Here is a 22251-nt window from a genome sequence, read left to right as displayed (position 1 = left end):
GTCGGAGAATGAGACGACGATGAGTCAGGCACAGGACCATGAGCAGCCCGGCGCGGGCGGGCCGGCCGTGCCGCAGACCCGCACCGCGCGCCACCGCCGGATCGTGGACATCCTCAACCGGCAGCCGGTGCGGTCGCAGAGCCAGCTGGCGAAGCTGCTGTCCGACGACGGACTGAGCGTCACCCAGGCGACGCTGTCGCGGGACCTGGACGAGCTGAACGCGGTGAAGATCCGCAACAACGAGGGCGACCTCATCTACGCGGTGCCCAGCGAGGGGGGTTTCCGGACCCCCCGGGCACCGCTCGGGGAGTCGGCCAAGGAGGAGCGGATGCGGCGGCTGTCGCAGGAGCTGCTCATCTCCGCGGAGGCGTCCGCCAACCTCGTGGTGCTGCGCACCCCGCCGGGCGCGGCCCAGTTCCTCGCCTCGGCGATCGACCAGGCCGAGCTGCACGACATCCTCGGGACGATCGCGGGCGACGACACGCTGCTGCTGATCAGCAGGGAGCCGACGGGCGGACAAGCGTTGGCGGACCACCTGCTGCGGCTCGCCCAGAACGGCCACTGACCGTCCCCCGAGGGGGCCCTCCGGTTCTTCGGGTTGTCCGGGGGGCCTGCCGCACCGACCGCGGGGGAGCGGGTCCGGGCACGCGGGTCCGGGCGACCGGTCCCGGTGAGCGGTCCCGGTGAGCGGGGCCAGGCGAGCGGTCCTGGTGACCGGGCCCAGGCGAGCGGGCCCAGGCGAGCGGTCCTGGTGACCGAGGCCTGGTGAGTGGGGCCAGGCGAGCGGGGCCAGGCGAGCGGTCCTGGTGACCGGGGCCGGGTGACCGGGGCCCTGGGTAGCGGGGGCCGGCGGGCCCCCGCGACGAAGCCCCACCCCGACACGGCGACACGCCCCCGGGAGCACGTCACCGCTCCGCGGCGCCCAGCCGCCCCGGTGGCCGGCCGGGCGCACGCTCAGCCGAGGCGGCCGGCCAGGCGCACGCTCAGCCGAGGCGGCCGGCCAGGCCTCCCGTGCAGCGGACCTCGTCGCCTGCCGTGATCAGGAGTGCCTCCACGTCCGGAAGCGACTCCAGCCAGGCCAGCGCCTCCCGTGAGCCCATCGCGAACGCGGCTGTCGCCCAGCAGTCCGCCCAGGTCAGCCGGGGGGTCACCACCGTCACGGCGACCAGGTCGGTCACCGCCGAGCGGCCCGTGCGCGGATCGACGATATGGGCGCCCCGCTCCGCCGTACCGGACGTCGCGACCGCCAGTTCGTCCGCTCCGGCGGCCGAGACCACCGCGGCCAGACCACCCGGGCGCAGCGGGTCGGACACCCCGACCCGCCACGGCCGTTCGGGCCCGGGGACACCCAGCAACTGCACGTCCCCGCCGCCGTTGACGCTCACCCCGCTCACGCCCGCCGCCGCGACCAGCCGGGCCGCGCGCTCGGCGGCCCACCCCTTCACGATGCCGGTCGGGTCGAGCCGGCCCTGGTAGCGCATGCTGAACCAGCCGTCGCTCACCCGCTCCGCCTCGGCGCCCAGCGCCAGCACCTCGGCGACGTCCGGATCGCACTCCTCGACGGTCAGCTCGCCGCGTACCAGCCGGGACACCTGGCTGTCCTCGCGGTAGGTGCTGAACACGTCGTTCACCCGGTGCAGCGAGGCGATCGCCTCCTCCAGCGCCGCCCGGACCGCCCCCGGCTCCCCGCCGCGGACGTCGAAGGAGAAGACGGTCCCCATGACCTCTTCCGCGTGACGCAGCACGGCGGGAGCCGCCGCCGACTCTGCCACCGTGTCAGCCACCGGCCTGGTCCAGCGCCGACTGCAAGGACTTCTTGTAGCCCTCGCTGGTGAAGGTCGCGCTGGAGACGGTGTCGATGTCGGCGCTGCCGGCCGCGACCGCCGCCGCGTTGAGCTTCGGGATGGCCAGGGCGGTCTTCTGGTCGCTGGTGCCGCCCTTGGGGGCCTGGACGGCCTCCGCCTTGGTGATCTTCCCGCCCGCGACCGTGATCCGGACCTGGACGGCCCCGTACTGCGTCTGCGCGACACTGCCGGTGACGGTCCTGGCCTGGGCGGCGCCCGAGGAGGCCCCCGCGTCGCCGGACCCGGAGGACGAGCCCGCCGCAGCCTTCGCCTTGTCCAGCGCCGACTGGAGGGACTTCTTGTAGCCCTCGCTGGTGTAGGTCGCGCTGGAGACGGTGTCGATCTCGGCGCTGCCGGCCGTGACCGCCGCCGCGTTGAGCTTCGGGACGGCGAGGGCGGTCTTCTGGTCGCTGGTGCCGCCCTTGGGGGCCTGGACGGCCTCCGCCTTGGTGATCTTCCCGCCCGCGACCGTGATCCGGACCTGGACCGCGCCGTACTGCGTCTGCGCCGCGTCCCCGGTGAAGGTGCCGGCCGCCTGCGCCCCGCCGGAGCCCTGGGACGCCCCCGACCCGGCGCTCGCGTTGGCCTTGTCGATCGCCGACTGGAGGGACTTCTTGTAGCCCTCGCTGGTGTACGTGGCACCCGACACCGTGTCGATGTTCGGGCTCTGCTTGGCGACCACGTCGGCGTTGAGCTTCGGGACGGCGAGGGCGGTCTTCTGGTCGCTGGTGCCGCCCTTGGGCGCCTGGACCGCCTCCGCCTTGGTGATCCTGTTGTTGACGACGGTGATCCGGACCTGCACGGCCCCGTACTGTGTCTGCGCGGCGTCACCGGTCATCGTCCCCGACACGACCGCCCCGGCCCCGCCCTGCGCCGATCCCTGCGCCGCAGCGCCCGCCGCCTGGGCGGCGCCCGGGTCGGACGACGGCTTCAGCGACAGCAACAGCACGATCCCGGACACGGTGGCGGCGGTGGCGAGTACGACGCGCCGAAGAGGGTGGCTCTTCCTCATCGCTTCCTGAGCTCCTGATTCCCGTTGGTGGCGAGGTTCCCGTGGGTACGGGTCGCTCACATCTCGAACGACTCGTGGTGGATGCGGCGGGCGGGGACCCCGGCGCCGCGCAGTGCCTCGTACACCCCTTGGGCGAAGCCGTTGGGTCCGCACATGAAGACGTCGTGGCTGTCGATGTCGGGGATCTTCCGCTGGAGGGACTCCGCCGAGATGTCGGGGCGTTCCCCGTCGGGGCTGTTGACGGCGTACATCAGCCGCGCCCCACGCTCGTCGGCGATCTTCGCCAGCTCGTCCCACAGCGCCAGGTCCTGCGTGCTGTTGGCCCGGTAGAGGAGGGTGATGTCACCGGCACCGCCCGGCAGCGTCTCGAACAGCGCGCGCATCGGCGTGATGCCGACCCCGCCGGCCACCAGCAGCACCTTGCCGCGGCTGCGCCGGGACGCCGTCATCGCCCCGTACGGCCCCTCGGCCCACACCTTCGTGCCGGGCCGCAGCTCGCGCAGCGCCGCGCTGTGGTCGCCGATCGCCTTGACGGTGATCCGCAGCAGGTCCGGGCGGGGGGCCGCCGACAGCGAGTACGGGTGGGAGCTGAACCGCATCCCCGGCGCCATGAACCGCCACCGGAAGAACTGGCCGGCCTCCGCGCCCATCCGGTGCAGCTTGCGGCCGCCGATCAGCACCGACACGATGCCCGGCGTCTCCTCGATGACCGCCTCGACGCGCAGCCGGTGGCGCAGGTTGAGCCGGACCGGGACGATGACGCGGTACCAGACGACCAGCGTGGTGACCGAGCCGTACAGCGCGTACCAGACGGTCTTCGCCGTCGGCTCGACCGCGAAGTCGTTGCCGGAGGTGATCTGGTGCCAGAACGTCAGGAACACGGCCGCGTACGTCATCAGATGGATGTGGTACCAGGTGTCGTACGGCATCCGGCGGCGCACGGGACCGATCGACACCAGCCCGATGAGCAGGAACAGACCGGTGCCGATCGCCGCCTTGCCCATGTCGGGCAGGTCGTTGATGGAGTCGATCGTCTGCTGGACGATGTCCCCCAGCGTCCGGCCGGCCTGGAGCGCGTACCCCCACATGATCAGGAACACGTGCGCGAAGACCAGGCAGAGTGTGTACCGACCGCTCATCGCGTGCCAGCGCGCGACCCGGTCCGAGCCCACCCGCCGTTCCAGCGCGGGCACCCGGGCCATCTGGAGCACCACGAGCGCCATCAGGTACCCGGCGAGCAGCCCGGTGATCCGTCCCGCGTTGAGGATCTTGCTGTTGTCGTCGGCGATGTTCGGCGTGTTGGCCCACCACAGCCACAGCACACCCGCCGCGCCCGCCCATACGGCGAGCAGCAACGGGACGGCCGGGGAGCGGCGCGGGCGGATGCGGCGCATCGTCTGGCGGCGGGCGGCACGGCCGCCGGCGATCGTCGTGGTCACTGTTCCTCCGTGGATACGGACCCTTGGCCCTCAGATACGGGCCGCGGCCGCGGAGTGTTCAGCGGCCGACGCAGACGCTCACCGGACGCGACCTCCGGTTATCGCCGGGGGGCGGCGCCGTACCGGGATCCGGTCCCGGGGTTCGCTCCCGGGGTCCGGTCCGCGGGGCTCGGCGTCAGGGCGGTACCGTGAGGACTCGGCACCCGGGCTCAGTACCGGGTGACCGCCGTCCGCCCGTCCGTGGTGCCGATCGCGATGTGCGGCCGCTTCCCCGGCCGGGCCCACGCCAGCACCCGCCGCATCGCCTCGGCCGGCACCGACACACAACCGGCCGTCGCCCCGCGCCCGTCGACGTGCAGGAAGATCCCCGCCCCGCGGCCGCGCACCGGTGTGCGGTAGTTGAACCCGATGACCAGCGCGTAGGCGTACTGCGTGCGATAGGTGACCAGGTGCTCGGACTCGGCCGCGCGGCAGTCCGCGGGGCGCGGCTCGGTCCACCGGTTGTAGGCGCGGGACTTGTTGTCCTGGCACCACCAGGAGTCCTGGCGCACCGGCCGGTAGGCGTACGACGTCCCGGGCGGTGCCGGCCGGATGCCGAAGGCGTAGGGCAGGCCGTACAGGCCCGTCGGTGTGGTGCTCGTGCCCTGCCGCCGCGCGGCGCCCTCGACCAGGCCCTTCGCGCCGAACCGGGCCGGCGCGGAACCGGCCGGTGTCCAGCGGTCGCCGCGCAGGTCCCACCAGGTGAGCGTGCCGGAGGTGGTACCGGCCCGGGGGGCCACGGCGGTGATCAGCTGGGTGCCGCCGCCCGTGTCCGCCATCCGCGCGGGCAGCGGCACGGTGGCCCCGGTGTCCGGGGCGGCGCCGAGCAGGCCGAGGGACGCGCAGGCGAGGGCGGTGGCGACGACGCGACGGGGCATGATCAGACGCTAAGCGCGGGGGGCGGCACCGGCAGGCCGGGTGGGCCGACCGTGTGGGGTGCCGCCCGCCCGCACCGGTCGCTCAGGTCACCGGACCCAGCGGGTTCAGCTGGTCCGCCCGTCCCTCGAAGGCGTACAGCAGCAGGTCGGTCATCTCGAAGACGCCCTGGGAGTTGCGCTCCTCGACCGGGCTGAGGAACGGACGCCAGAACGGGTCGCGCACGATGGAGTGCCGGCTGCCCTCGATGGCCCGGTGGAACACCTCGGCGACGATGCGGCCGCCGACGCCGGTCAGCTTCCCGTCGCCCCGCACCTCTGCCTCACGCAGGATGTAGAACCACAGCGGGGTGTGCCTGGCGACCGCTTCCGCGGTTGCGGCGGGGAGCCGCGCGCCGCCACCCTGCGTCAGGTCGGCCGAGGTCAGCGGTTCCACGTCCACCTTGCGGTCGATGAAGTGCTCGGCCATCTGCTGTCCCGTGGCGAGCCGCAGCATCGACGCCCGGGTGAGGTTGCGGAACGCGAGGTTCAGCTCCTCCTCCGGAGGCTTCGGCCGGCCGCGTCCGCCGAAGGCGCCGAGCGGCAGGTCGGCGAGCGGGTCGACCAGCAGGGTGTCGATCCGCTTGGCGAGGTTGAACTGCGCCTCCGGCACGAGGAGGTCGGTCCGCTCCGGCACCGCCTCCTGGAAGGCGAACAGCCGCCGGAAGTCGGCGATCCAGTTGGTGGGCAGGCGCTCGAAGTCGCCCGACTCGGGGTCCGCCGGGTCGGCGGGCGGCGGCGACAGGGTGCCGCTGGTGCCGCTGAACCGGAACAGCAGCTCCAGCGTGCCCCGGCCCTGGTCGAAGACGCGGTTCCAGTGGTAGCGGCCCCGGACCATGCTGTGCCCCAGCCGGTAGGCGGCCACGGAGAACTCGATCGGCATGGTCGGCAGGTCGTACTCGTCCGGCGAGGGCTCGAACACCCGGCGTCCGTTGTCGAACACGTCGTCGACGATCTCGGGGTCGACGATCCTGCGCAGGAAGTCGTGGCGCAGCATCCACTGGTAGTGCTTGACGACCGTCTCGCGTGCCGACTCGAAGAGGACCGCGCTCGACACGCCCTTGCCGATCAGCTCGGCCACCACCCGGTTGTGGAACCTGATGAAGGCGGCGTGGACCTGGGCGACGACCAGGTTCTCGTCGTTGCGCGGGTCCGGTATCAGCGCCCGGCGCCGCTCGGACCGCAGCGATCCCGAGCCCTGCCTGGGCAGGTCGAACCCGGTGAGGGGCCGGCCCACGATGGAGGGGTCGTCCGGGACGCCCTGGGTCGTCCCGGACTTCAGCCGGAGGCCGTCGTCCTCGTAGAACCGTCGGTCGAAGCGGTGGTCGGGCCCGAGGCCGTAGAGGGAGTCGAGGTCGAGGGCCGGGGAGCGGCCCTGAAGGAGCTGACGCACCGTGATCTCGTCCTCCAGGCGCACCGCGGTGGCGTCCAGGGTGAGGTCGTGGTCGACGAACTGGCCGAGATAGGTGAACCCCGACGGGACCCCCGGCTGGTCGGGGTGGTCCCGCTCGGGGTCCGTCATGGCCTTGGCCAGCTCGATACGGGTGTTCCGGTCGAGCTGCTGGGCCGGCCGGGACACGGGGCCCAGCCGGGAGAAGCGGAACTTGCGCAGGTCCGCCACGGTGGAGGCGGCCAGCGGCTGCACCGGACCGCCGTCCCGGGACTCGGCGAGGATGCCCTCGCCGACGACGTAGTACGAGGAGCGGACATGGCGTTTGCTCTGTGGTTCGCGTGCGGGTCGGAACATGTTTCCCCCATGTGTTCACGCCCGCGCGAGAGCGCGGGCGTGAGCCACGCTAGGGGACGAGAACGGCGGAAGGGGGAATTCCGTCAAATGCCCCAAGAAGCCCACAGGTTGACTGTCTGTACAGAAAGCATATGCGCGTCAAATCGGACTCAGGGGCAACGGCAGCCCGGGCAGGCCGTCCATGCTCGTGGCGATGTGCTCCTTCTTCGCGAAGTACGCGCTGAGCGATGCGTCGTCCTCCCGCGCGAACCGCCTGGCGTGCAGATCGCGGTCCTCGTCGTACGTCATGAAGGGCACCGCGTACCCGCAGCTGTCCCGCACGAGTTCGGCGTGCACGACGATGATCGCGCGCAGTCCGTGCGAGGTCGGATCCAGATCCTGGAAGCGGCTCAGGAGTTCCCCGAAGCGGGGGTCGTCGCGGAAGACCGGTTCGCCGCGGCCGTGCACCCGCACGATGTTCGGCGGCCCCTGGAAGGCGCACCACATCAGGGTGATCCGGCCGTTCTCCCGCAGGTGCGCGACGGTCTCGGCGGTGGAACCGGCGAAGTCGAGGTAGGCCACGGTGTGTTCGTCCAGCACGGCGAACGAGCCCCGCAGGCCCTTGGGGGAGAGGTTCACCGTGCCGTCGCCCGACAGGGGGGCGGTGGCGGTGAAGAAGAGCGGCTGCTCCTCGATGAAGGTGCGGAGTCTTCCGTCGATGCGCTCATAAGTCTTTCCCATGTCTAACGATTATCCGGGAAAGCCTTTCGCTTGTCTAAGGAGATAAGGAAACCGCCGGTGATGTGACGCGCCACAGCGGCCGCCCCGGCCGGCGCTTCTCGGGGCGGCCGCCGTGCCTGTCACGTCACTTGTTCAACGTGCAGGCGGCCAGGGCGTCGAGACCCTGCGGCTTGGTGCCCTTACGGCCGATCGAGATGGCGATGCGGTCGATCGTGGACACCCGCTTGTCGGCCAGCGGGCCGAGGATCGCGTTCTGCACGAAGTTGGCGCCGCCCTGGCCCACGGTGTCGACGAGGCGCTTGTTGGCCTCGGCGATCTGCGTCTGGAGCAGGGCCAGGTTGCGGTCCACCTCGGCCTGCGCGGTGGCGGGGATCGCGGGGAGCCGCGAGGCGACGTCCGGGCAGCTGATGGTGCCCACGCCCGCCGCGTCGGCGCCGGTGTCCGCGGCGCCGTCGCCCGCGGCGGCGGTCTCCTCCGCGCCGGGGGTGACCTCGGCCTCGTCGCCCGCCGCGGCGTCCCCGCCGGCGTCCTCGCCGGTGTCCGCGACGCCGTCCGCGTCGAGGGCGCACGGGGCGAGCGCGTCGAGGCCCTGCGGCTTGGTGCCCTTACGGCCGATCGAGATGGCGATGCGGTCGATCGTGGACACCCGCTTGTCGGCCAGCGGGCCGAGGATCGCGTTCTGCACGAAGTTGGCGCCGCCCTGGCCCACGGTGTCGACGAGGCGCTTGTTGGCCTCGGCGATCTGCGTCTGGAGCAGGGCCAGGTTGCGGTCCACCTCGGCCTGCGCGGTGGCGGGGATCGCGGGGAGCTGCGAGGCGACGTCCGGGCATGTGATCGTGCCGGGGGCGGCGAGTGTCCTGGCGTCGGTGGAGCCGCCACTGCCGGACGACTCCCCTGCGAGGGCGGAGTTGACGACGACCGCGCCGGACAGCGTCAGAGCGACGGCCGCGCCGATGACCACCACGCGACGCTTGTTGTACTTCGGAAGAGCCCTGGACATGCGGATGCCTCACTTGGGTCAGGAGTGGGTGTACGGACGCGGCGCCGGCGTTCAGTCGGGAGTACGGGTAAGCGGTTGCTGTCGTTCAAACCGCTGTCGAAAACTTCCCCGGATCCGGAACCGGGCGGCATCGCCCGGAAGTGAATTGACGAATCATGCAGAGCACTGCATACTCATGCATGTCGTGGAGCGCAGTGGTGAGGAGCAACGCAAGTGAGCAGCAACAGCGGTGACGTAAGGCTCTGGGGCGGCCGTTTCGCCGACGGTCCCGCCGAGGCCCTGGCGAAGCTCTCCGCCTCCGTGCACTTCGACTGGCGCCTGGCGCCCTACGACATCGCCGGTTCGCGTGCCCACGCGCGCGTGCTGCACAAGGCGGGGCTGCTCACCGAGGACGAGCTGACCCGGATGATCGCGGGCCTCGACCGGCTCGAGGCGGACGTCGCCGACGGTTCCTTCGTGGGCACGATCGCCGACGAGGACGTCCACACCGCCCTGGAGCGCGGCCTCCTGGAGCGCCTCGGCGCCGACCTGGGCGGCAAGCTGCGCGCGGGCCGCTCCCGCAACGACCAGGTCGCCACGCTCTTCCGGATGTACCTGCGCGACCACGCCCGGATCGTCGGCGGCCTGATCGCCGATCTCCAGGACGCCCTGATCGGCCTGGCCGAGGCCCACCCGGACGTGGCGATGCCCGGCCGCACCCACCTCCAGCACGCCCAGCCGGTGCTCTTCGCCCACCATGTCCTCGCGCACGCGCAGTCGCTCTCCCGTGACGCGGAACGCCTGCGGCAGTGGGACGAGCGCACCGCCGTGTCGCCGTACGGCTCCGGCGCCCTGGCGGGTTCCTCCCTCGGCCTGGACCCGGAGGCGGTGGCGAAGGACCTCGGCTTCGAGCACGGCAGCGTCGGCAACTCCATCGACGGCACGGCGTCCCGCGACTTCGTCGCCGAGTTCGCCTTCATCACCGCGATGATCGGCGTGAACCTCTCCCGGATCGCCGAGGAGATCATCATCTGGAACACGAAGGAGTTCTCCTTCGTGACGCTGCACGACGCGTTCTCCACGGGTTCGTCGATCATGCCGCAGAAGAAGAACCCCGACATCGCGGAGCTGGCGCGCGGCAAGTCGGGCCGTCTGATCGGCAACCTGACCGGCCTCATGGCGACCCTGAAGGCCCTCCCGCTCGCCTACAACCGTGACCTCCAGGAGGACAAGGAGCCGGTCTTCGACTCCTGCGACCAGCTCGAGGTCCTGCTTCCCGCCTTCACCGGCATGGTCGCCACCCTCACCGTGCACCGCGAGCGCATGGAGGAGCTGGCTCCCGCCGGGTTCTCGCTCGCCACCGACATCGCCGAGTGGCTGGTCAAGCAGGGCGTGCCGTTCCGGGTCGCGCACGAGGTGGCCGGCGAGTGCGTCAAGGTCGCCGAGGCCGACGGCAAGGAACTGGACGAACTGACCGACGAACAGTTCGCGAAGATCTCCGCCCACCTCACGCCCGAGGTGCGCTCCGTCCTCAACGTCGCCGGTGCCCTCGCCTCCCGTGACGGCCGCGGCGGCACGGCGCCCAGCGCGGTCGCCGTCCAGCTGGCCGAGGTGAAGGCGGACGTGGCGGCCCAGCACGCGTGGGCGACCGCCAAGGACAGGCCTCAGGCGTAGGCCCCTTCCTCCCCGGGGCGGGAGTCGTGGGTCGTCGCGGGTTACGTTGGTCCGAGCCGTACCGGAGTCGACCAACGGAGCCCGCGATGCCCTTCGCCCGACTGGCCTCAGCGACAACCCCCACCTGCCACCTCGGACTCGGCCTCGCCGCCGTCGGCCGCCCCGGCTACATCAACCTCGGCCGCGACCACGACCTCGGGGAGGACCGCAGCGTCGGGGCGCTGCGCGCCCGCACGCACGAACTCCTCGACGCCGCCTACGCCCAGGGCGTCCGCTACTTCGACGCGGCCCGCTCCTACGGCCGTTCCGAGGAGTTCCTCGCCGACTGGCTCAAGGCCAGGCCCGACGTGGACGACGTCGTGGTCGGCAGCAAGTGGGGGTACACCTACACCGCCGACTGGACGACGGACGCGGACCGGCACGAGGTCAAGGACCACGGGCTCGCGACGTACGAACGGCAGCGCGCCGAGACGGCGGAACTGCTCGGCGACCGGCTCGATCTCTACCAGATCCACTCGGTGACCCCGGACAGCCCCGCCCTCACCGACAAGGAACTCCACGCCAGGCTGGCCGAGGCCGCCGGGCAGGGACTCACCGTCGGGTTCTCCACCAGCGGCCCGGCCCAGGCCGAGGCCGTCCGCGCCGCCCTCGGTGTGACGGTCGACGGTGAGCCCCTCTTCCGTACCGTCCAGTCGACGTACAACGCGCTGGAGACCTCGGCCGGTCCCGCCCTCGCCGAGGCGCACGACGCCGGGCTCACGGTGATCGTGAAGGAGGGCATGGCCAACGGGCGCCTCGCGCAGCCCCACGCGCCGGACGCCCTGAAGGCCGTGGCGGCACAGACGTCGCTCGGCTGCGACGCGGTCGCCCTCGCGCTGATCCTGCGGCAGCCCTGGGCCGGCGTCGTCCTCTCCGGCGCGGCCACCGCCACCCAGCTCGCCTCCAACCTGCACGCGGCGGTCGTGGACCTCGACGACGAGCAGGTGGACCGGCTGGCCGGCCTCGCCGAGGAGCCGCGGGCTTACTGGGAGCGGCGCGGCGGCCTGCCCTGGCACTGAGCGGCCACAGAACCGGGCCTCCGCCGTCCGGGCCGCCGAGGCCGACAGCGAGCGAGGGCGACAGCGAGGGCGACAGCGAGGCCGACAGCGAGGACGGCGACGATGACGGGGTGACGCACCTCTCGATGATCCGCACACCCCGGGAATGAGACATCACTGTCTCACCTGGGTTAGTCTTGTCTCATGGCTGTCGATCGTGAACAAGTGCTGCGCGGTGCCGCGGCCCTGCTGACCCACAAGTCCACGGCGACGATGGACGAGGTCGCCAAGGCCGCCGGGATCAGCCGGGCCACGCTGCACCGTCACTTCGCGGGCCGCGACGCGCTGGTGCGGGCCCTGGAGGCCCTCGGGATCGCGGAGTGCGAGTCCGCCCTGGACACGGCGCGGCTCGACGAGGGGCCCGCGCGCGACGCCGTCCGCCGGCTCGTCCGGGAGATCGAACCGGCCGCCGGCCTGCTCGCCTTCCTCTACACCGAGAACCAGCTGTTCGAGGGCGAGGAGCAGCACCAGGGCTGGACCCGGATCGACGAGCGGGTCTCGGGCCTGTTCCGGCGCGGCCAGCTGAGCGGCGAGTTCCGCATCGACCTCACGCCCGCCTGGCTCAGCGAGGCGCTGTTCGGCCTGCTGGCCTCCGGCGCCTGGATGGTGCAGTGCGGCAGAGGCGCCCCCAAGGACTTCCAGCACATGATCGTCGAGCTGCTGCTGGGCGGCGCCCTGCGGCCCCCCGCCCCGCAGGACGGGTAGCCGCAACCGCGCGCTCCGCAGCCAGGCCCCACACACCCCGCACCCACTGAGAGAGGAATCATGACCAGCACCCTGCGGCCGGCGACCACGACCGGGGCGGTGAAGCGCCCGGACCGTTGGCTCGCGCTCTCCGTCCTCGTGCTCGCCGTGCTGCTGGTGGCCGTCGACGCGACCGTCCTCGGTCTCGCGACCCCCTACATCACCGAGGACCTCCAGCCCTCCGGCACCCAGCTCCTCTGGATCGGCGACGTCTACTCCTTCGTCATCGCCGGCCTGCTCGTCTCGATGGGCAGCCTCGGCGACCGCATCGGCCGCAAGCGGATCCTGCTCATGGGCGCCACCGCGTTCGGGCTGATCTCGGTCCTCAACGCCTACGCGACGACCCCGGAGCTGATGATCGCGGCCCGGGCCCTGCTCGGCGTCGCCGGCGCGACCCTGATGCCTGCGACCCTCGCCCTGATCCGCAACCTGTTCCACGACCCGCGCGAGCGCAGCCTCGCCGTCGGCATCTGGGGCGCGACCGCCTCCGCCGGCACCGCGGTAGGCCCGATCGTGGGCGGCTTCCTCCTCGAGCACTTCTGGTGGGGCTCGGTCTTCCTCATCAACATGCCGGTGATGGTCGTCCTGGTCGTGGTCGGCATCCGGACGCTTCCGGAGTCCCGAACCCCGAACCCGGGCCCCTGGGACCTGTCCAGCGTGCTGCTGTCCCTCGTCGGCATGATCGGTGTCGTCTACGCGGTCAAGGAGGCCGCGACGCACGGCGTCACCGGGATCGCCCTCGGCACCGGCCTGCTGGGCGCGGCCGCGCTGTACGGCTTCGTCCGCCGCCAGCTGACCCTGCCGGCGCCCCTGCTGGACATGCGCCTGTTCCGCAACCGCGGCTTCAGCGGCGCGGTCCTGGCCGACCTGCTGACCATCCTGGGCCTGTCCGGGCTGGTGTTCTTCCTCTCCCAGTACCTCCAGCTCGTCCAGGGCAGGCGCCCGTTCGAGGCCGGGCTGGCCGAACTGCCCGCGGCCGTCGGCGCGGTGGTGGCCGGTCTGCTCGCGGGCCGGGCGGCCCGCCGCTTCTCGGTACGGGCCGTGGTCTCCGGCGGTCTCGCCGCGATCGGCCTCGCGCTGGCGCTCCTGACGACGATCGACGGGTCCACCGGCTACCCGCTGCTGGGCGCCGCCCTGCTGGTGGTCGGCGTGGGCGCGGGCCTCTCGTTCACGGTGACCGCCGACGTCATCCTGAGCTCGGTGCCCAAGGAGCAGGCGGGCGCGGCCTCGGCGGTCTCCGAGACGGCGTACGAACTCGGCGCGGCCCTCGGCATCGCCGTACTCGGCTCGATCGTGACGGGCGTGTACCGCGGCTTCCCGGCCCCGGCGGGCACGCCGCAGGGCGCCCACGAGTCACTGGGCGGCGCGGTGGAGGCGGCGGCCCACATGCCGCCGACCGCGGCCGGGACGATGCTCTCCTCGGCCCGGGACGCATTCGTCCACGGCCTGACCGCAGCCTCCGCGACAGGCGCGGCAGTCCTCCTCGCCACAGCCCTGGCCGCCTGGTTCCTCCTGAAACCCCAACACCTGCACCCCACAAACTGACCCAGGCCCGCAGGCACCGAACTCAGGCGCGCGGCGAACGGCGCAAATCGACAACGCCGCCCCACCCGAAAAACAGGCCACGGGCCGAACCCCCCTCAGGGGCGCGGCGAACGGCGCAAATCGACAACGCCGCCCCACCCGAAAAACAGGCCACGGGCCGAACCCCCCTCAGGGGCGCGGCGAACGGCGCAAAAACCCCAACGCCCCCGCACGCAAGACCAGCCACCCGCGGGACGCGCTACGCGGCTTTCGCCTTCGTCGCATACATGTCCACATACTCCTGCCCAGACAACCGCATGACCTCGGTCATCACCGAGTCCGTCACGGCCCGCAGCACATACCGGTCCCGGTCCATCCCGTCGTACCGGGAGAACTCCATCGCCTCACCGAACCGGACCGTGACCCGCCCGGGCCGAGGCATCCCCGCCCCGCCCGGCTGAAGCTTGTCCGTGCCGATCATCGCGAAGGGCACCACCGGCGCCCCGGTCATCAGCGTCAGCCGGGCGATGCCGGTCCGCCCCCGGTACAGCCGGCCGTCGGGCGAGCGCGTGCCCTCGGGGTAGATGCCGAAGACCTTGCCCTCCTCCAGCACCCGCCGCCCGGTCATCAGCGCGGCGACACCGCCGCGGCCGCCGTCGCGGTCCACCGGGACCATGCCGACCCCGGTGAAGAACCAGGCCATGAGCCGGCCCTTGAGGCTCTTGCCGGTGACGTACTCGTCCTTGCCGATGAAGAACACCTGCCGGTCGCAGACGAGCGGCAGGATCATCGAGTCGATGAACGTGAGGTGATTGCCGGCCAGGATGACGGGGCCGTCGCCGGGGATGTGCTCCGCGCCCTCGACCCGGGGGCGGAACATCAGGCGCATGACCGGGCCGAGTACTGCCTTGATGAGCACGAAGCGGGACAACGAGCCCTCCGATGTCAAGGGAAAACGGTATGAGTCTGTGCAGGTGAGGACGATACTCGCGGCGCCGGGCCCGACGCACATCGGGTCACCCAGGTCTTACGCACTGTTGACGTACGTTTACCTGGACGGCGGCATCTCCGTCTGCTTGTCATCTGCCCGGAACGCGGCGGACCACCGCTCGGAAGCGGCCGGACGGCCGTACGGCACATGCCATCCGCCGTCACCCGCGTGTTGGGCCGGAGGTCTCCCGACGGTCATGTCCACGCCCCTACGATCGGGCCGCACGGACGAGCCGACGGCAGGAGGCCCCTCATGGGAACGCAGGGCACGCAGGAGTCGAACCAGCAGGCGACCGCGGGCGGCACCGGACGGCGGGCCCTCCTCGGCGCCGCCGTGCTCGGTGCCACCGGAACGGTCCTCGGCCTGTCGGGCACGGCGAGAGCCGCCGACTCGTCCCGCTCCGGCAAGGGCCTCGGGAGCCTGCCCGTGCCGACGGTCATCGGTCACCGCGGCGCCAGCGGATACCGGCCGGAGCACACCTTCGGCTCGTACCAGCTCGCCCTGGACCTGGGCGCCGACATCGTCGAGGCGGGCGACCTCGTCCCCACCAGGGACGGCCACCTGGTGTGCCGTCACGAGCCGGAGATCGGCGGCACCACGGACGTCGCCGACCATCCGGAGTTCGCCGGCCGCAGGACCACGAAGGTCCTCGACGGTGTCTCCACGACCGGCTGGTTCACCGAGGACTTCACCCTCGCCGAGCTGAAGACCCTGCGCGCCGTCGAGCGCATCCCCGCCAACCGCCCGCACAACACCCTCTACGACGGCCGCTGGGAGATCCCTACCTTCGAAGAGGTGCTCAGGTGGCAGGACGAGCAGACCCGCAAGCGCGGCAAGCAGGTCTGGATCTACCCCGAGACCAAGCACCCCACCTACTTCCGCAAGCTGGGTCTGGGCCTCGAGGAGCGGGTCGCCAAACTGCTGCACAAGTACGGCAAGGACAAGAAGAACTCGCCGGTCATCGTGCAGTCCTTCGAGCCGAGCAGCATCCAGCGGCTGAACAAGCTGGTCGACAACCCCCTCGTGGTGCTGCTGTCCGGCGCGACCTCGCGCCCCTGGGACTTCGTCGAGGCGGGCGACCCGCGTACCGTCGCCGACCTGGTCACCCGCGCGGGACTCAGGGAGATCGCGGGCTACGCGCAGGGCATCGGCCCGACCCTCGACCTGGTGATCCCGAAGGACGCGGCCGGCAACCTCACCACCCCGACCACGCTGGTGAAGGACGCGCACGCGGTCGGCCTGGTGCTGCACCCCTACACCATGCGCAACGAGAACCCCTTCCTGCCCACGAACTTCCGCAAGGGCACGGACGCCGACGCCTACGGCGACTCCTTCGGCGCGTTCCGCACCTACTTCGCGACCGGCATCGACGGTGTCTTCACCGACAACCCGGACACCGGACTGCTGGCCCGCGCGGACTTCGTCAACGGCTGACTCCCCGTTGGAGTGACAGTCGGCCGCCCGGGCAACCAGCCGCCCGGGCGGCCGCATCGTGTGGCACATGACGCCCGACCTGCTCACCACCCTGCACCCGCTCCTCAGCGCGGAGGCCTCCGCCGAGGCCCATGCCACCGGGACCGAACCCGGCGACCTGGAACAGGCGGTCTGGCTCCGCCTGCTGGAGCACCTCGCCACCGACGGCCCGCCCTCCGACCCCCAGGGCTGGCTGCGCCGGGCCGTCCGCGCCGAGGTCCGCCGCGCCCGCCGTACGACCCGCCGCGAGCAGCCTTACGAGAGCGACCCGGCCGAGGACCTCGACCGCGGCCCCGAGCAGCTCGCGCTCACCGCCGCCCGGCACCGCGCCCTGCGCGAGGCCGTGCACCGGCTGCCCGGCCGCTGCACCCGTCTCCTCCAGGCGCTGCTCTCGCCGCAGGACCTCACCTACCGGGAGATCGCGGGGGAGTTGGGTATCTCACAGGGCAGTCTCGGACCGGAACGTTCCAGATGTCTGGGATGTCTGCGTCGTTTGCTGACGCCGGAGGTTGCGGCCCGCGAAGCGCGGGGATAGGAGTGAAGGACCACAGGCGATCAGGTGAGCGAGGGGCGTGCGCACATGGGCATGAGCGTGACCATCTCGGTGGCGACCGAGCAGGATGCCGAGCAGATCTTCAGATTGCAGTACCTGTGCTTCCAGAGCGAAGCCGCGTTGTACGCCAACTACCGCATCGCCCCGCTCGTCCAGAGCCTCGACTCGGTCCGGCAGGAACTCGCCGCCGACTGCGTCTTCGTGGCCCGGCTGGGCGACGAGGTGGTCGGCTCCGTACGAGGCAGCCTCACCGAGGACGGCGCCGCCGCCATCGGCAAGCTGTGCGTCCACCCGCGCCTCCAGGGCCACGGCATCGGCGCGCGGCTGCTGCGGGCGGCCGAGGCGGCGCTGGCCGCGGAGCGCGGCGCCAAGAAGTTCCGTCTTTTCACCGGCCACCGCAGCGAGGGCAACCTGCGCCTGTACCGCCGGGTCGGCTACGAGACGGTCGGCACCTCGCAGGGCACGGACGGCGTACCCATGATCGTCCTGGAGAAGCAGGCGGGGGAGTACGCGGCTACCGCGTAGCGGCCGCGGCCGTCCGGGACTTCCGCAGCCAGTACAGGGCGGACAGCGGCAGCAGTACGGGGATGAACACGTACCCCATCCCGTACTGCGACCACACCGTCGAGTCCGGGAAGGCCGACGGCTCGACCAGGGTCCAGGTGCCGACGATCAGCACCCCCGCCAGCTCGGCGGCGCAGCACACCTGCGCCGCCCTGCGGGCGGTCTCGCCGCCCCGCACCAGCGAGTACGTGATGAATCCGTAGACCACGCCCGCCACCGCCGACAGCGTGTACGCCAGCGGCGCCCGGTCGAACTCGGTCGCGATCTGGTACGCCGACCGCGAGACCGCCCCGACCACCATCACGCCGTAGAACCACACCAGGAGCATCCCGGGCCCGCTGATCAGCCGTTCCGGCTTGTCGTCCACCGTCGTCATCTCAGCCTCCCCAGATGTCATACAGTCGCACCTCGAGCACGGCGAGCACCACACCGCCCGCGGCGGCCGTCACCGAACCCCAGCGGGTCCGCTCGGACAGCGACATGAAGGCCACGGCCGGAACGCACGCGACCGCGCCGAGCAGGTAGGCCACGAAGATCGTCGTCCCCTGCTCCGGCTTCTCGCCCCGCGCCAGCTGGACGACGCCGACCACCAGCTGGATCACGGCCAGCAGGGAGACCACGGCCATCCCGATGAAATGCCAGTCCTTCGTCGGCTGGTCACGGTAGGCGGCCCAGCCGCACCAGGCGGCGAGCAGCAACGCGGCGACGCCGGTCACCAGCGTCAGGGCATCAAGCATGCAGTGACCTTATTACGGCGTATCAGGCGTCCCGCGATCGGCCCCGGGCCCCGGCCGCCCGCCCCGGCGCCGGGTCCGGGCCGGGGCGGGCGCCGTCCGCCCCGGCCGTCCGGCGGCCGTGGCGTTGGCCACAGCCGACCGGGCGCGCAGGCCCGTCGTCGGCGTCCGACGACGGGCCGGTCGGCCTTGCCGGTGCTGGCCAGGGGAGGGGCGGCGGAGGTCGCCGGACACGGCCGAAGTGGTCCCGCGGACCGTCCACGGGTGTCCGGCATGCGGACAGGGGGGTCTTGGTCAGGACCGTACGTCTGCTTTACTGATGCTCATGACCACGACGAGCAGCCGCACCCTTGCGACCGAGGCGACCATGACGCCCGGTGCTCGCTGTATGTGTCGAATGTGCGCCTTCTAGAGGGCCCCCGCACCACCCCGAGCTCGCGCCCCGAAGCGAGACGCCGTGGCATGTCCGTGCGCCGCAATTCCGCCGTACAGGACGTAGCCGCGCCCCGCGCACATGTTTCTCCCCGGTTCCCCGCCACAGCGAGAGCCGTGTCGCGTCCCTGACAGCCTGCACCCGTGCGCCCGGGCACACCCACGCCCGCGCACTCGACAGTGACGGAACTCCACGTGATCACCACCACGGGCCTGACCAAGGTCTACCGCTCGCGCGGCCGTGAGGTCACCGCCCTCGACGGCGTCGATCTCCACGTCCGCGAAGGCGAGGTGTACGGCGTCATCGGCCAGTCCGGCGCCGGCAAGTCCTCGCTCATCCGCTGCATCAACCTCCTGGAGCGTCCCACCGCCGGCACGGTCACCGTCGCCGGACAGGACCTCACCGCGCTCGCCGGGCGCGGACCCCGGGCCGGCAAGGAGCTGCGACAGGCGCGCAGCCGGATCGGCATGGTCTTCCAGCACTTCAACCTGCTGTCCTCGCGGACCGTGCAGGACAACGTCGAACTGCCCCTGGAGATCCTCGGCGTCTCGGGACGGGAACGGTCCCGCAAGGCGCTGGAGCTGCTCGACCTCGTCGGTCTCGCCGACAAGGCGAAGTCCTTCCCGGCCCAGCTCTCCGGCGGTCAGAAGCAGCGCGTCGGCATCGCCCGCGCGCTCGCGGGCGACCCCAAGGTGCTGCTCTCCGACGAGGCCACCAGCGCGCTCGACCCGGAGACCACCCGCTCCATCCTCCAGCTGCTGCGCGACCTGAACCGCCAGCTGGGCCTGACCGTCCTGCTCATCACGCACGAGATGGACGTGGTGAAGTCGATCTGCGACTCCGCCGCGCTGATGGAGAACGGCCGGGTCGTCGAGTCCGGCACGGTCGGCGAGCTGCTCGCGACGCCGGGCTCCGAGCTGGCCGGCGCGCTCTTCCCGGTCGGCGGCGACGCCACCGGCGAGGACCGCACCGTCGTCGACGTCACCTTCCTCGGGGAGGCCGCCACCCGGCCCGTCATCTCCCAGTTGTCGCGCACGTACAACATCGACATCTCGATCCTCGGCGCCGCCATCGACACCGTCGGCGGGCTCCAGGTCGGCCGCATGCGCATCGAGCTGCCCGGCCGCTACGAGGACAACGTCGTGCCGGTCGGCTTCCTGCGCGAACAGGGCCTCCAGATCGACATCGTCGACCACACGGCCGACACGGCCACCGCGGCCGACACGGCCCAGGAGTCCGTGCTGCTGAAGGATGGTGCCAAGTGACCTGGTCCGAGATGCAGCCGCTGCTGTCCCAGGCGTGTTGGGACACCCTCTACATGGTCGGCTGGTCCACGCTCATCGCCGTCGTCGGCGGCCTCCCGCTCGGCGTCCTGCTGGTCCTGACCGACCGGGGCGGCCTGCTCCAGAACCTGGCCGCCAACAAGGTCATCGGGCAGATCGTGAACATCGCCCGCTCGCTGCCGTTCATCATCCTGATGGTCGCGCTGATGAACTTCACCCGCACCATCACCGGGACGACCATCGGCCGCGAGGCCGCGATCGTGCCGCTCGCCATCGGCGCCATCCCGTTCTTCGCGCGCCTGGTCGAGACGGCCGTCCGCGAGGTGGACGGCGGACTCGTCGAGGCCGTTCAGGCGATGGGCGGCAACACCTGGACCATCGTGCGCAAGGTCCTCGTGCCGGAGTCACTGCCCTCGATCCTCGCGAGCACCACGACCACGATCGTCGCCCTCATCGGCTATTCCGCCATGGCCGGCACGGTCGGAGCCGGAGGTCTCGGCGACATCGCCATCCGCTACGGCTACCAGCGCTTCGAGACCGAACTGATGTGGATCACGGTGGCGATCCTCGCCGTCGTCATCTCGCTCATCCAGTTCGCCGGCGACTACGCGGCCCGCTCCCTGCACCGCCGCGGCGGCAGCTCCGGTCCCGCGCCGAGGCTCCGTCTGCTGAAGGCCAAGGAGCCGGCCGCCCCGGACGTCGGCAAGGCCGCCTGAACCCGTCCCAGGCCGCACCCACAGATCCCCCGCACACCCCACGCGGGTCGCGACACCCTCAGGAAAGGCACTTTTCGTGCGTAACACCGCCAAGTTCACCACCGCAGTCCTCGCCGTCGGCGCCCTCACCCTGGGGCTCACCGCCTGCGGCTCGGACAAGGACTCCGCCTCCGACACCAGCGGCCCGCTGACCGTCGCCGCGAGCCCGACCCCGCACGCCGAGATCCTCGACTTCGTCAAGGACAAGCTGGCGAAGAAGGCCGGACTCGACCTGGAGGTCAAGGAGTTCACCGACTACGTCACGCCGAACACGGCGACGGAGGACGGCTCGGTCGACGCGAACTACTTCCAGAACCAGCCGTACCTCGACGACTTCAACAAGAAGAACGGCACCCACATCGTGCCCGTCGTCACGGTGCACCTGGAGCCGCTCGGCCTCTACTCCCACAAGGTGAAGAGCGCCGACGCCCTGAAGAGCGGCGCGACGATCGCCGTCCCCAACGACAGCGTCAACGAGGCCCGCGCCCTCAAGCTGCTCGCCGCGAACAAGCTCATCACCCTCAAGGAGGGCGTGGGCAACGAGGCGACCCCCGCGGACATCACCGCCAACCCGAAGAAGCTCAAGTTCAAGGAGCTGGAGGCGGCCCAGACCCCGCGCTCCCTGGACGACGTGGACGCCGCCGTCATCAACGGCAACTACGCCATCGAGGCCGACCTGAAGCCCGCGTCGGACGCCCTCGTCCTGGAGTCCGCCACGGACAACCCGTACGGCAACTTCCTCGCCGTCAAGGACGGCAACGAGGACGACCCGCGGGTGAAGAAGCTCGCGAAGCTCCTCACCTCCCCCGAGGTCAAGAAGTTCATCCAGGACACCTACGACGGCTCCGTCATCGCCTCGTTCTGACCGCCACGACGGGCCGGGTGACCGGCGCTCGTTCCCGGGGTCCGCTCCTTCGTCCGGTGCGGACCCCGTGGTGTGGTTCCGGGCGCACATGCTGCATGCTGGGCAGTTCAGCGGACCCTGACGGGTCGGCAGGTCACACCCCGAAGTTTCGAAGGTTACGGAGCGGCGCATGACGAGCACCTTCCCCACCATCTCCATCAGCACGGAGCGGTTGGTGCTGCGTCCCCTCGACGAGGACGACGTGCCCGCCCTGGCCGACATGATGAACGACGAGCAGGTGGCGGCCTGGACCGCCGTGCCCCAGCCCTACGACGAGGCCGCCGCCCGCCGCTGGATCACCGAGTACGCGCCCGCCGAACGCACCGCGGGCCGCGGCCTCGACCTCGCCGTCACCGAGTTCCTCACCCAGCGCCTGGTCGGCGTCATCCAGCTCGCCAAGACCAACTGGCACGTCCGTTCCACCGAACTGTCGTACATCATCGCGCCCTGGGCGCGCGGCGAGGGCTACGCCTCCGAGGCGGCGCTGGCCACCGCCCACTGGCTGATCCGCGACCAGAAGATCGAGCGCATCGAACTGCGCACGGCCGCCGACAACACCGCCTCCCAGCAGGTCGCGCAGAAGATCGGCTGCATCAGCGAGGGTGTGCTGCGGGGCGCCTGCATAGCGCGCGCCCGGGCCGAGGACGGCAGCTGGAACGAGGTGCGCACCGACTACATCGTGTGGAGCCTCCTCCCGGAGGACCTGGAGGGTTCCGGGGAGCACTTTGCGGAGAGCGGCGGCTTCACCTCGTACACCGACTGGAACTGACCCCCGGGCCGGTGCCACCACCGTTGCCGTGACCCACCGACCAGGTACCCTCACGGAGC

22 protein-coding genes are annotated in these 22251 nt (G+C 71.5%); 12 read left to right on the top strand and 10 right to left on the bottom strand.

Annotated elements, in window-relative coordinates; genetic code table 11:
* Nucleotides 1–19: 19 nt before the first annotated feature.
* Nucleotides 20–565, top strand: coding sequence for an arginine repressor (locus tag AOQ37_RS24255; RefSeq protein ID WP_062646805.1), 546 nt, complete (start codon nucleotides 20–22; stop codon nucleotides 563–565).
* A gap of 418 nt (nucleotides 566–983) precedes the next feature.
* On the opposite strand, the gene AOQ37_RS24250 is transcribed toward AOQ37_RS24255, so the two are convergent.
* The 7 genes from AOQ37_RS24250 to AOQ37_RS24220 form a co-directional block, all read right to left on the bottom strand.
* Nucleotides 984–1784: an FAD:protein FMN transferase gene (locus tag AOQ37_RS24250; RefSeq protein WP_234436991.1), complete on the bottom strand. Its 801-nt coding sequence runs from the start codon at nucleotides 1782–1784 to the stop codon at nucleotides 984–986.
* Nucleotides 1777–2856, bottom strand: coding sequence for an FMN-binding protein (locus tag AOQ37_RS24245; RefSeq protein ID WP_062646803.1), 1080 nt, complete (start codon nucleotides 2854–2856; stop codon nucleotides 1777–1779). Before AOQ37_RS24245 ends, AOQ37_RS24250 begins: the two co-directional genes overlap by 8 nt.
* Nucleotides 2857–2912: 56 nt before the next feature.
* Nucleotides 2913–4295: a ferredoxin reductase family protein gene (locus AOQ37_RS24240; protein ID WP_062646801.1), complete on the bottom strand. Its 1383-nt coding sequence runs from the start codon at nucleotides 4293–4295 to the stop codon at nucleotides 2913–2915.
* Between the two features lie 209 nt (nucleotides 4296–4504).
* Entirely contained in the window at nucleotides 4505–5212 is a 708-nt protein-coding gene (locus AOQ37_RS24235) for a L,D-transpeptidase family protein (RefSeq protein ID WP_062646799.1), read from the bottom strand.
* A gap of 82 nt (nucleotides 5213–5294) precedes the next feature.
* Complete coding sequence (locus AOQ37_RS24230) at nucleotides 5295–6995, bottom strand: peroxidase family protein (protein ID WP_107085283.1); 1701 nt, start codon at nucleotides 6993–6995, stop codon at nucleotides 5295–5297.
* A 138-nt stretch (nucleotides 6996–7133) separates the two neighbouring features.
* Nucleotides 7134–7715, bottom strand: a complete 582-nt coding sequence (locus tag AOQ37_RS24225; protein WP_062646798.1) for a pyridoxamine 5'-phosphate oxidase family protein — start codon at nucleotides 7713–7715, stop codon at nucleotides 7134–7136.
* A 124-nt stretch (nucleotides 7716–7839) separates the two neighbouring features.
* Nucleotides 7840–8715: a hypothetical protein gene (locus AOQ37_RS24220; RefSeq protein WP_062646796.1), complete on the bottom strand. Its 876-nt coding sequence runs from the start codon at nucleotides 8713–8715 to the stop codon at nucleotides 7840–7842.
* A gap of 213 nt (nucleotides 8716–8928) precedes the next feature.
* Here AOQ37_RS24220 and argH point away from each other — a divergent pair, with 213 nt between their 5' ends.
* The 4 genes from argH to AOQ37_RS24200 all read left to right on the top strand — a co-directional run bounded on the left by argH (nucleotide 8929) and on the right by AOQ37_RS24200 (nucleotide 13754).
* Nucleotides 8929–10368 (top strand): argininosuccinate lyase, encoded by a 1440-nt coding sequence (argH, locus tag AOQ37_RS24215; protein WP_062646794.1) that lies wholly within the window; start codon nucleotides 8929–8931, stop codon nucleotides 10366–10368.
* A gap of 86 nt (nucleotides 10369–10454) precedes the next feature.
* The gene (locus AOQ37_RS24210; protein WP_062646792.1) at nucleotides 10455–11426 is read left to right on the top strand and encodes an aldo/keto reductase; all 972 of its coding nucleotides are present in this window, start codon (nucleotides 10455–10457) and stop codon (nucleotides 11424–11426) included.
* Nucleotides 11427–11609: 183 nt separating this feature from the next.
* Nucleotides 11610–12170: a TetR/AcrR family transcriptional regulator gene (locus tag AOQ37_RS24205; protein WP_062646790.1), complete on the top strand. Its 561-nt coding sequence runs from the start codon at nucleotides 11610–11612 to the stop codon at nucleotides 12168–12170.
* Between the two features lie 60 nt (nucleotides 12171–12230).
* Entirely contained in the window at nucleotides 12231–13754 is a 1524-nt protein-coding gene (locus tag AOQ37_RS24200; RefSeq protein WP_062646788.1) for an MFS transporter, read from the top strand.
* 238 nt (nucleotides 13755–13992) lie between these two features.
* Here AOQ37_RS24200 and AOQ37_RS24195 read toward each other — a convergent pair whose 3' ends face one another.
* Complete coding sequence (locus AOQ37_RS24195; RefSeq protein WP_062646786.1) at nucleotides 13993–14664, bottom strand: lysophospholipid acyltransferase family protein; 672 nt, start codon at nucleotides 14662–14664, stop codon at nucleotides 13993–13995.
* Nucleotides 14665–14976: 312 nt separating this feature from the next.
* Between AOQ37_RS24195 and AOQ37_RS24190 the strand changes: the two genes are divergently transcribed.
* From AOQ37_RS24190 to AOQ37_RS24180, 3 genes are all read left to right on the top strand, one after another.
* Complete coding sequence (locus tag AOQ37_RS24190) at nucleotides 14977–16158, top strand: glycerophosphodiester phosphodiesterase (protein WP_062646785.1); 1182 nt, start codon at nucleotides 14977–14979, stop codon at nucleotides 16156–16158.
* Between the two features lie 67 nt (nucleotides 16159–16225).
* The gene (locus AOQ37_RS24185; RefSeq protein WP_062646783.1) at nucleotides 16226–16732 is read left to right on the top strand and encodes an RNA polymerase sigma factor; all 507 of its coding nucleotides are present in this window, start codon (nucleotides 16226–16228) and stop codon (nucleotides 16730–16732) included.
* A 45-nt stretch (nucleotides 16733–16777) separates the two neighbouring features.
* On the top strand, nucleotides 16778–17275 hold the full coding sequence (locus AOQ37_RS24180) for a GNAT family N-acetyltransferase (RefSeq protein WP_062646782.1): 498 nt from the start codon (nucleotides 16778–16780) through the stop codon (nucleotides 17273–17275).
* Here the strand turns inward: AOQ37_RS24180 and AOQ37_RS24175 are convergent.
* Together AOQ37_RS24175 and AOQ37_RS24170 are read right to left on the bottom strand one after the other, a co-directional pair.
* Nucleotides 17265–17690, bottom strand: a complete 426-nt coding sequence (locus AOQ37_RS24175) for a hypothetical protein (protein ID WP_062646780.1) — start codon at nucleotides 17688–17690, stop codon at nucleotides 17265–17267. The genes AOQ37_RS24180 and AOQ37_RS24175 overlap by 11 nt on opposite strands.
* Before the next feature lies 1 nt (nucleotide 17691).
* Nucleotides 17692–18051, bottom strand: a complete 360-nt coding sequence (locus tag AOQ37_RS24170; RefSeq protein ID WP_062646779.1) for a hypothetical protein — start codon at nucleotides 18049–18051, stop codon at nucleotides 17692–17694.
* Between the two features lie 624 nt (nucleotides 18052–18675).
* Between AOQ37_RS24170 and AOQ37_RS24165 the strand changes: the two genes are divergently transcribed.
* From AOQ37_RS24165 to AOQ37_RS24150, 4 genes are all read left to right on the top strand, one after another.
* Nucleotides 18676–19746: a methionine ABC transporter ATP-binding protein gene (locus AOQ37_RS24165; RefSeq protein WP_062646777.1), complete on the top strand. Its 1071-nt coding sequence runs from the start codon at nucleotides 18676–18678 to the stop codon at nucleotides 19744–19746.
* Complete coding sequence (locus AOQ37_RS24160) at nucleotides 19743–20480, top strand: methionine ABC transporter permease (protein ID WP_062646775.1); 738 nt, start codon at nucleotides 19743–19745, stop codon at nucleotides 20478–20480. The genes AOQ37_RS24165 and AOQ37_RS24160 overlap by 4 nt, the downstream gene beginning before the upstream one ends.
* A gap of 76 nt (nucleotides 20481–20556) precedes the next feature.
* Complete coding sequence (locus AOQ37_RS24155; protein ID WP_062646773.1) at nucleotides 20557–21384, top strand: MetQ/NlpA family ABC transporter substrate-binding protein; 828 nt, start codon at nucleotides 20557–20559, stop codon at nucleotides 21382–21384.
* Nucleotides 21385–21553: 169 nt separating this feature from the next.
* Nucleotides 21554–22192 (top strand): GNAT family N-acetyltransferase, encoded by a 639-nt coding sequence (locus AOQ37_RS24150; protein ID WP_062646772.1) that lies wholly within the window; start codon nucleotides 21554–21556, stop codon nucleotides 22190–22192.
* Nucleotides 22193–22251: the final 59 nt, after the last annotated feature.

Source organism: Streptomyces maremycinicus, from assembly GCF_001184025.1.
GTDB lineage: Bacteria > Actinomycetota > Actinomycetes > Streptomycetales > Streptomycetaceae > Streptomyces > Streptomyces maremycinicus.
The sequence above is the reverse complement of the archived record's forward strand: the minus strand, read 5'-3'. Positions and strand labels throughout refer to the sequence as shown.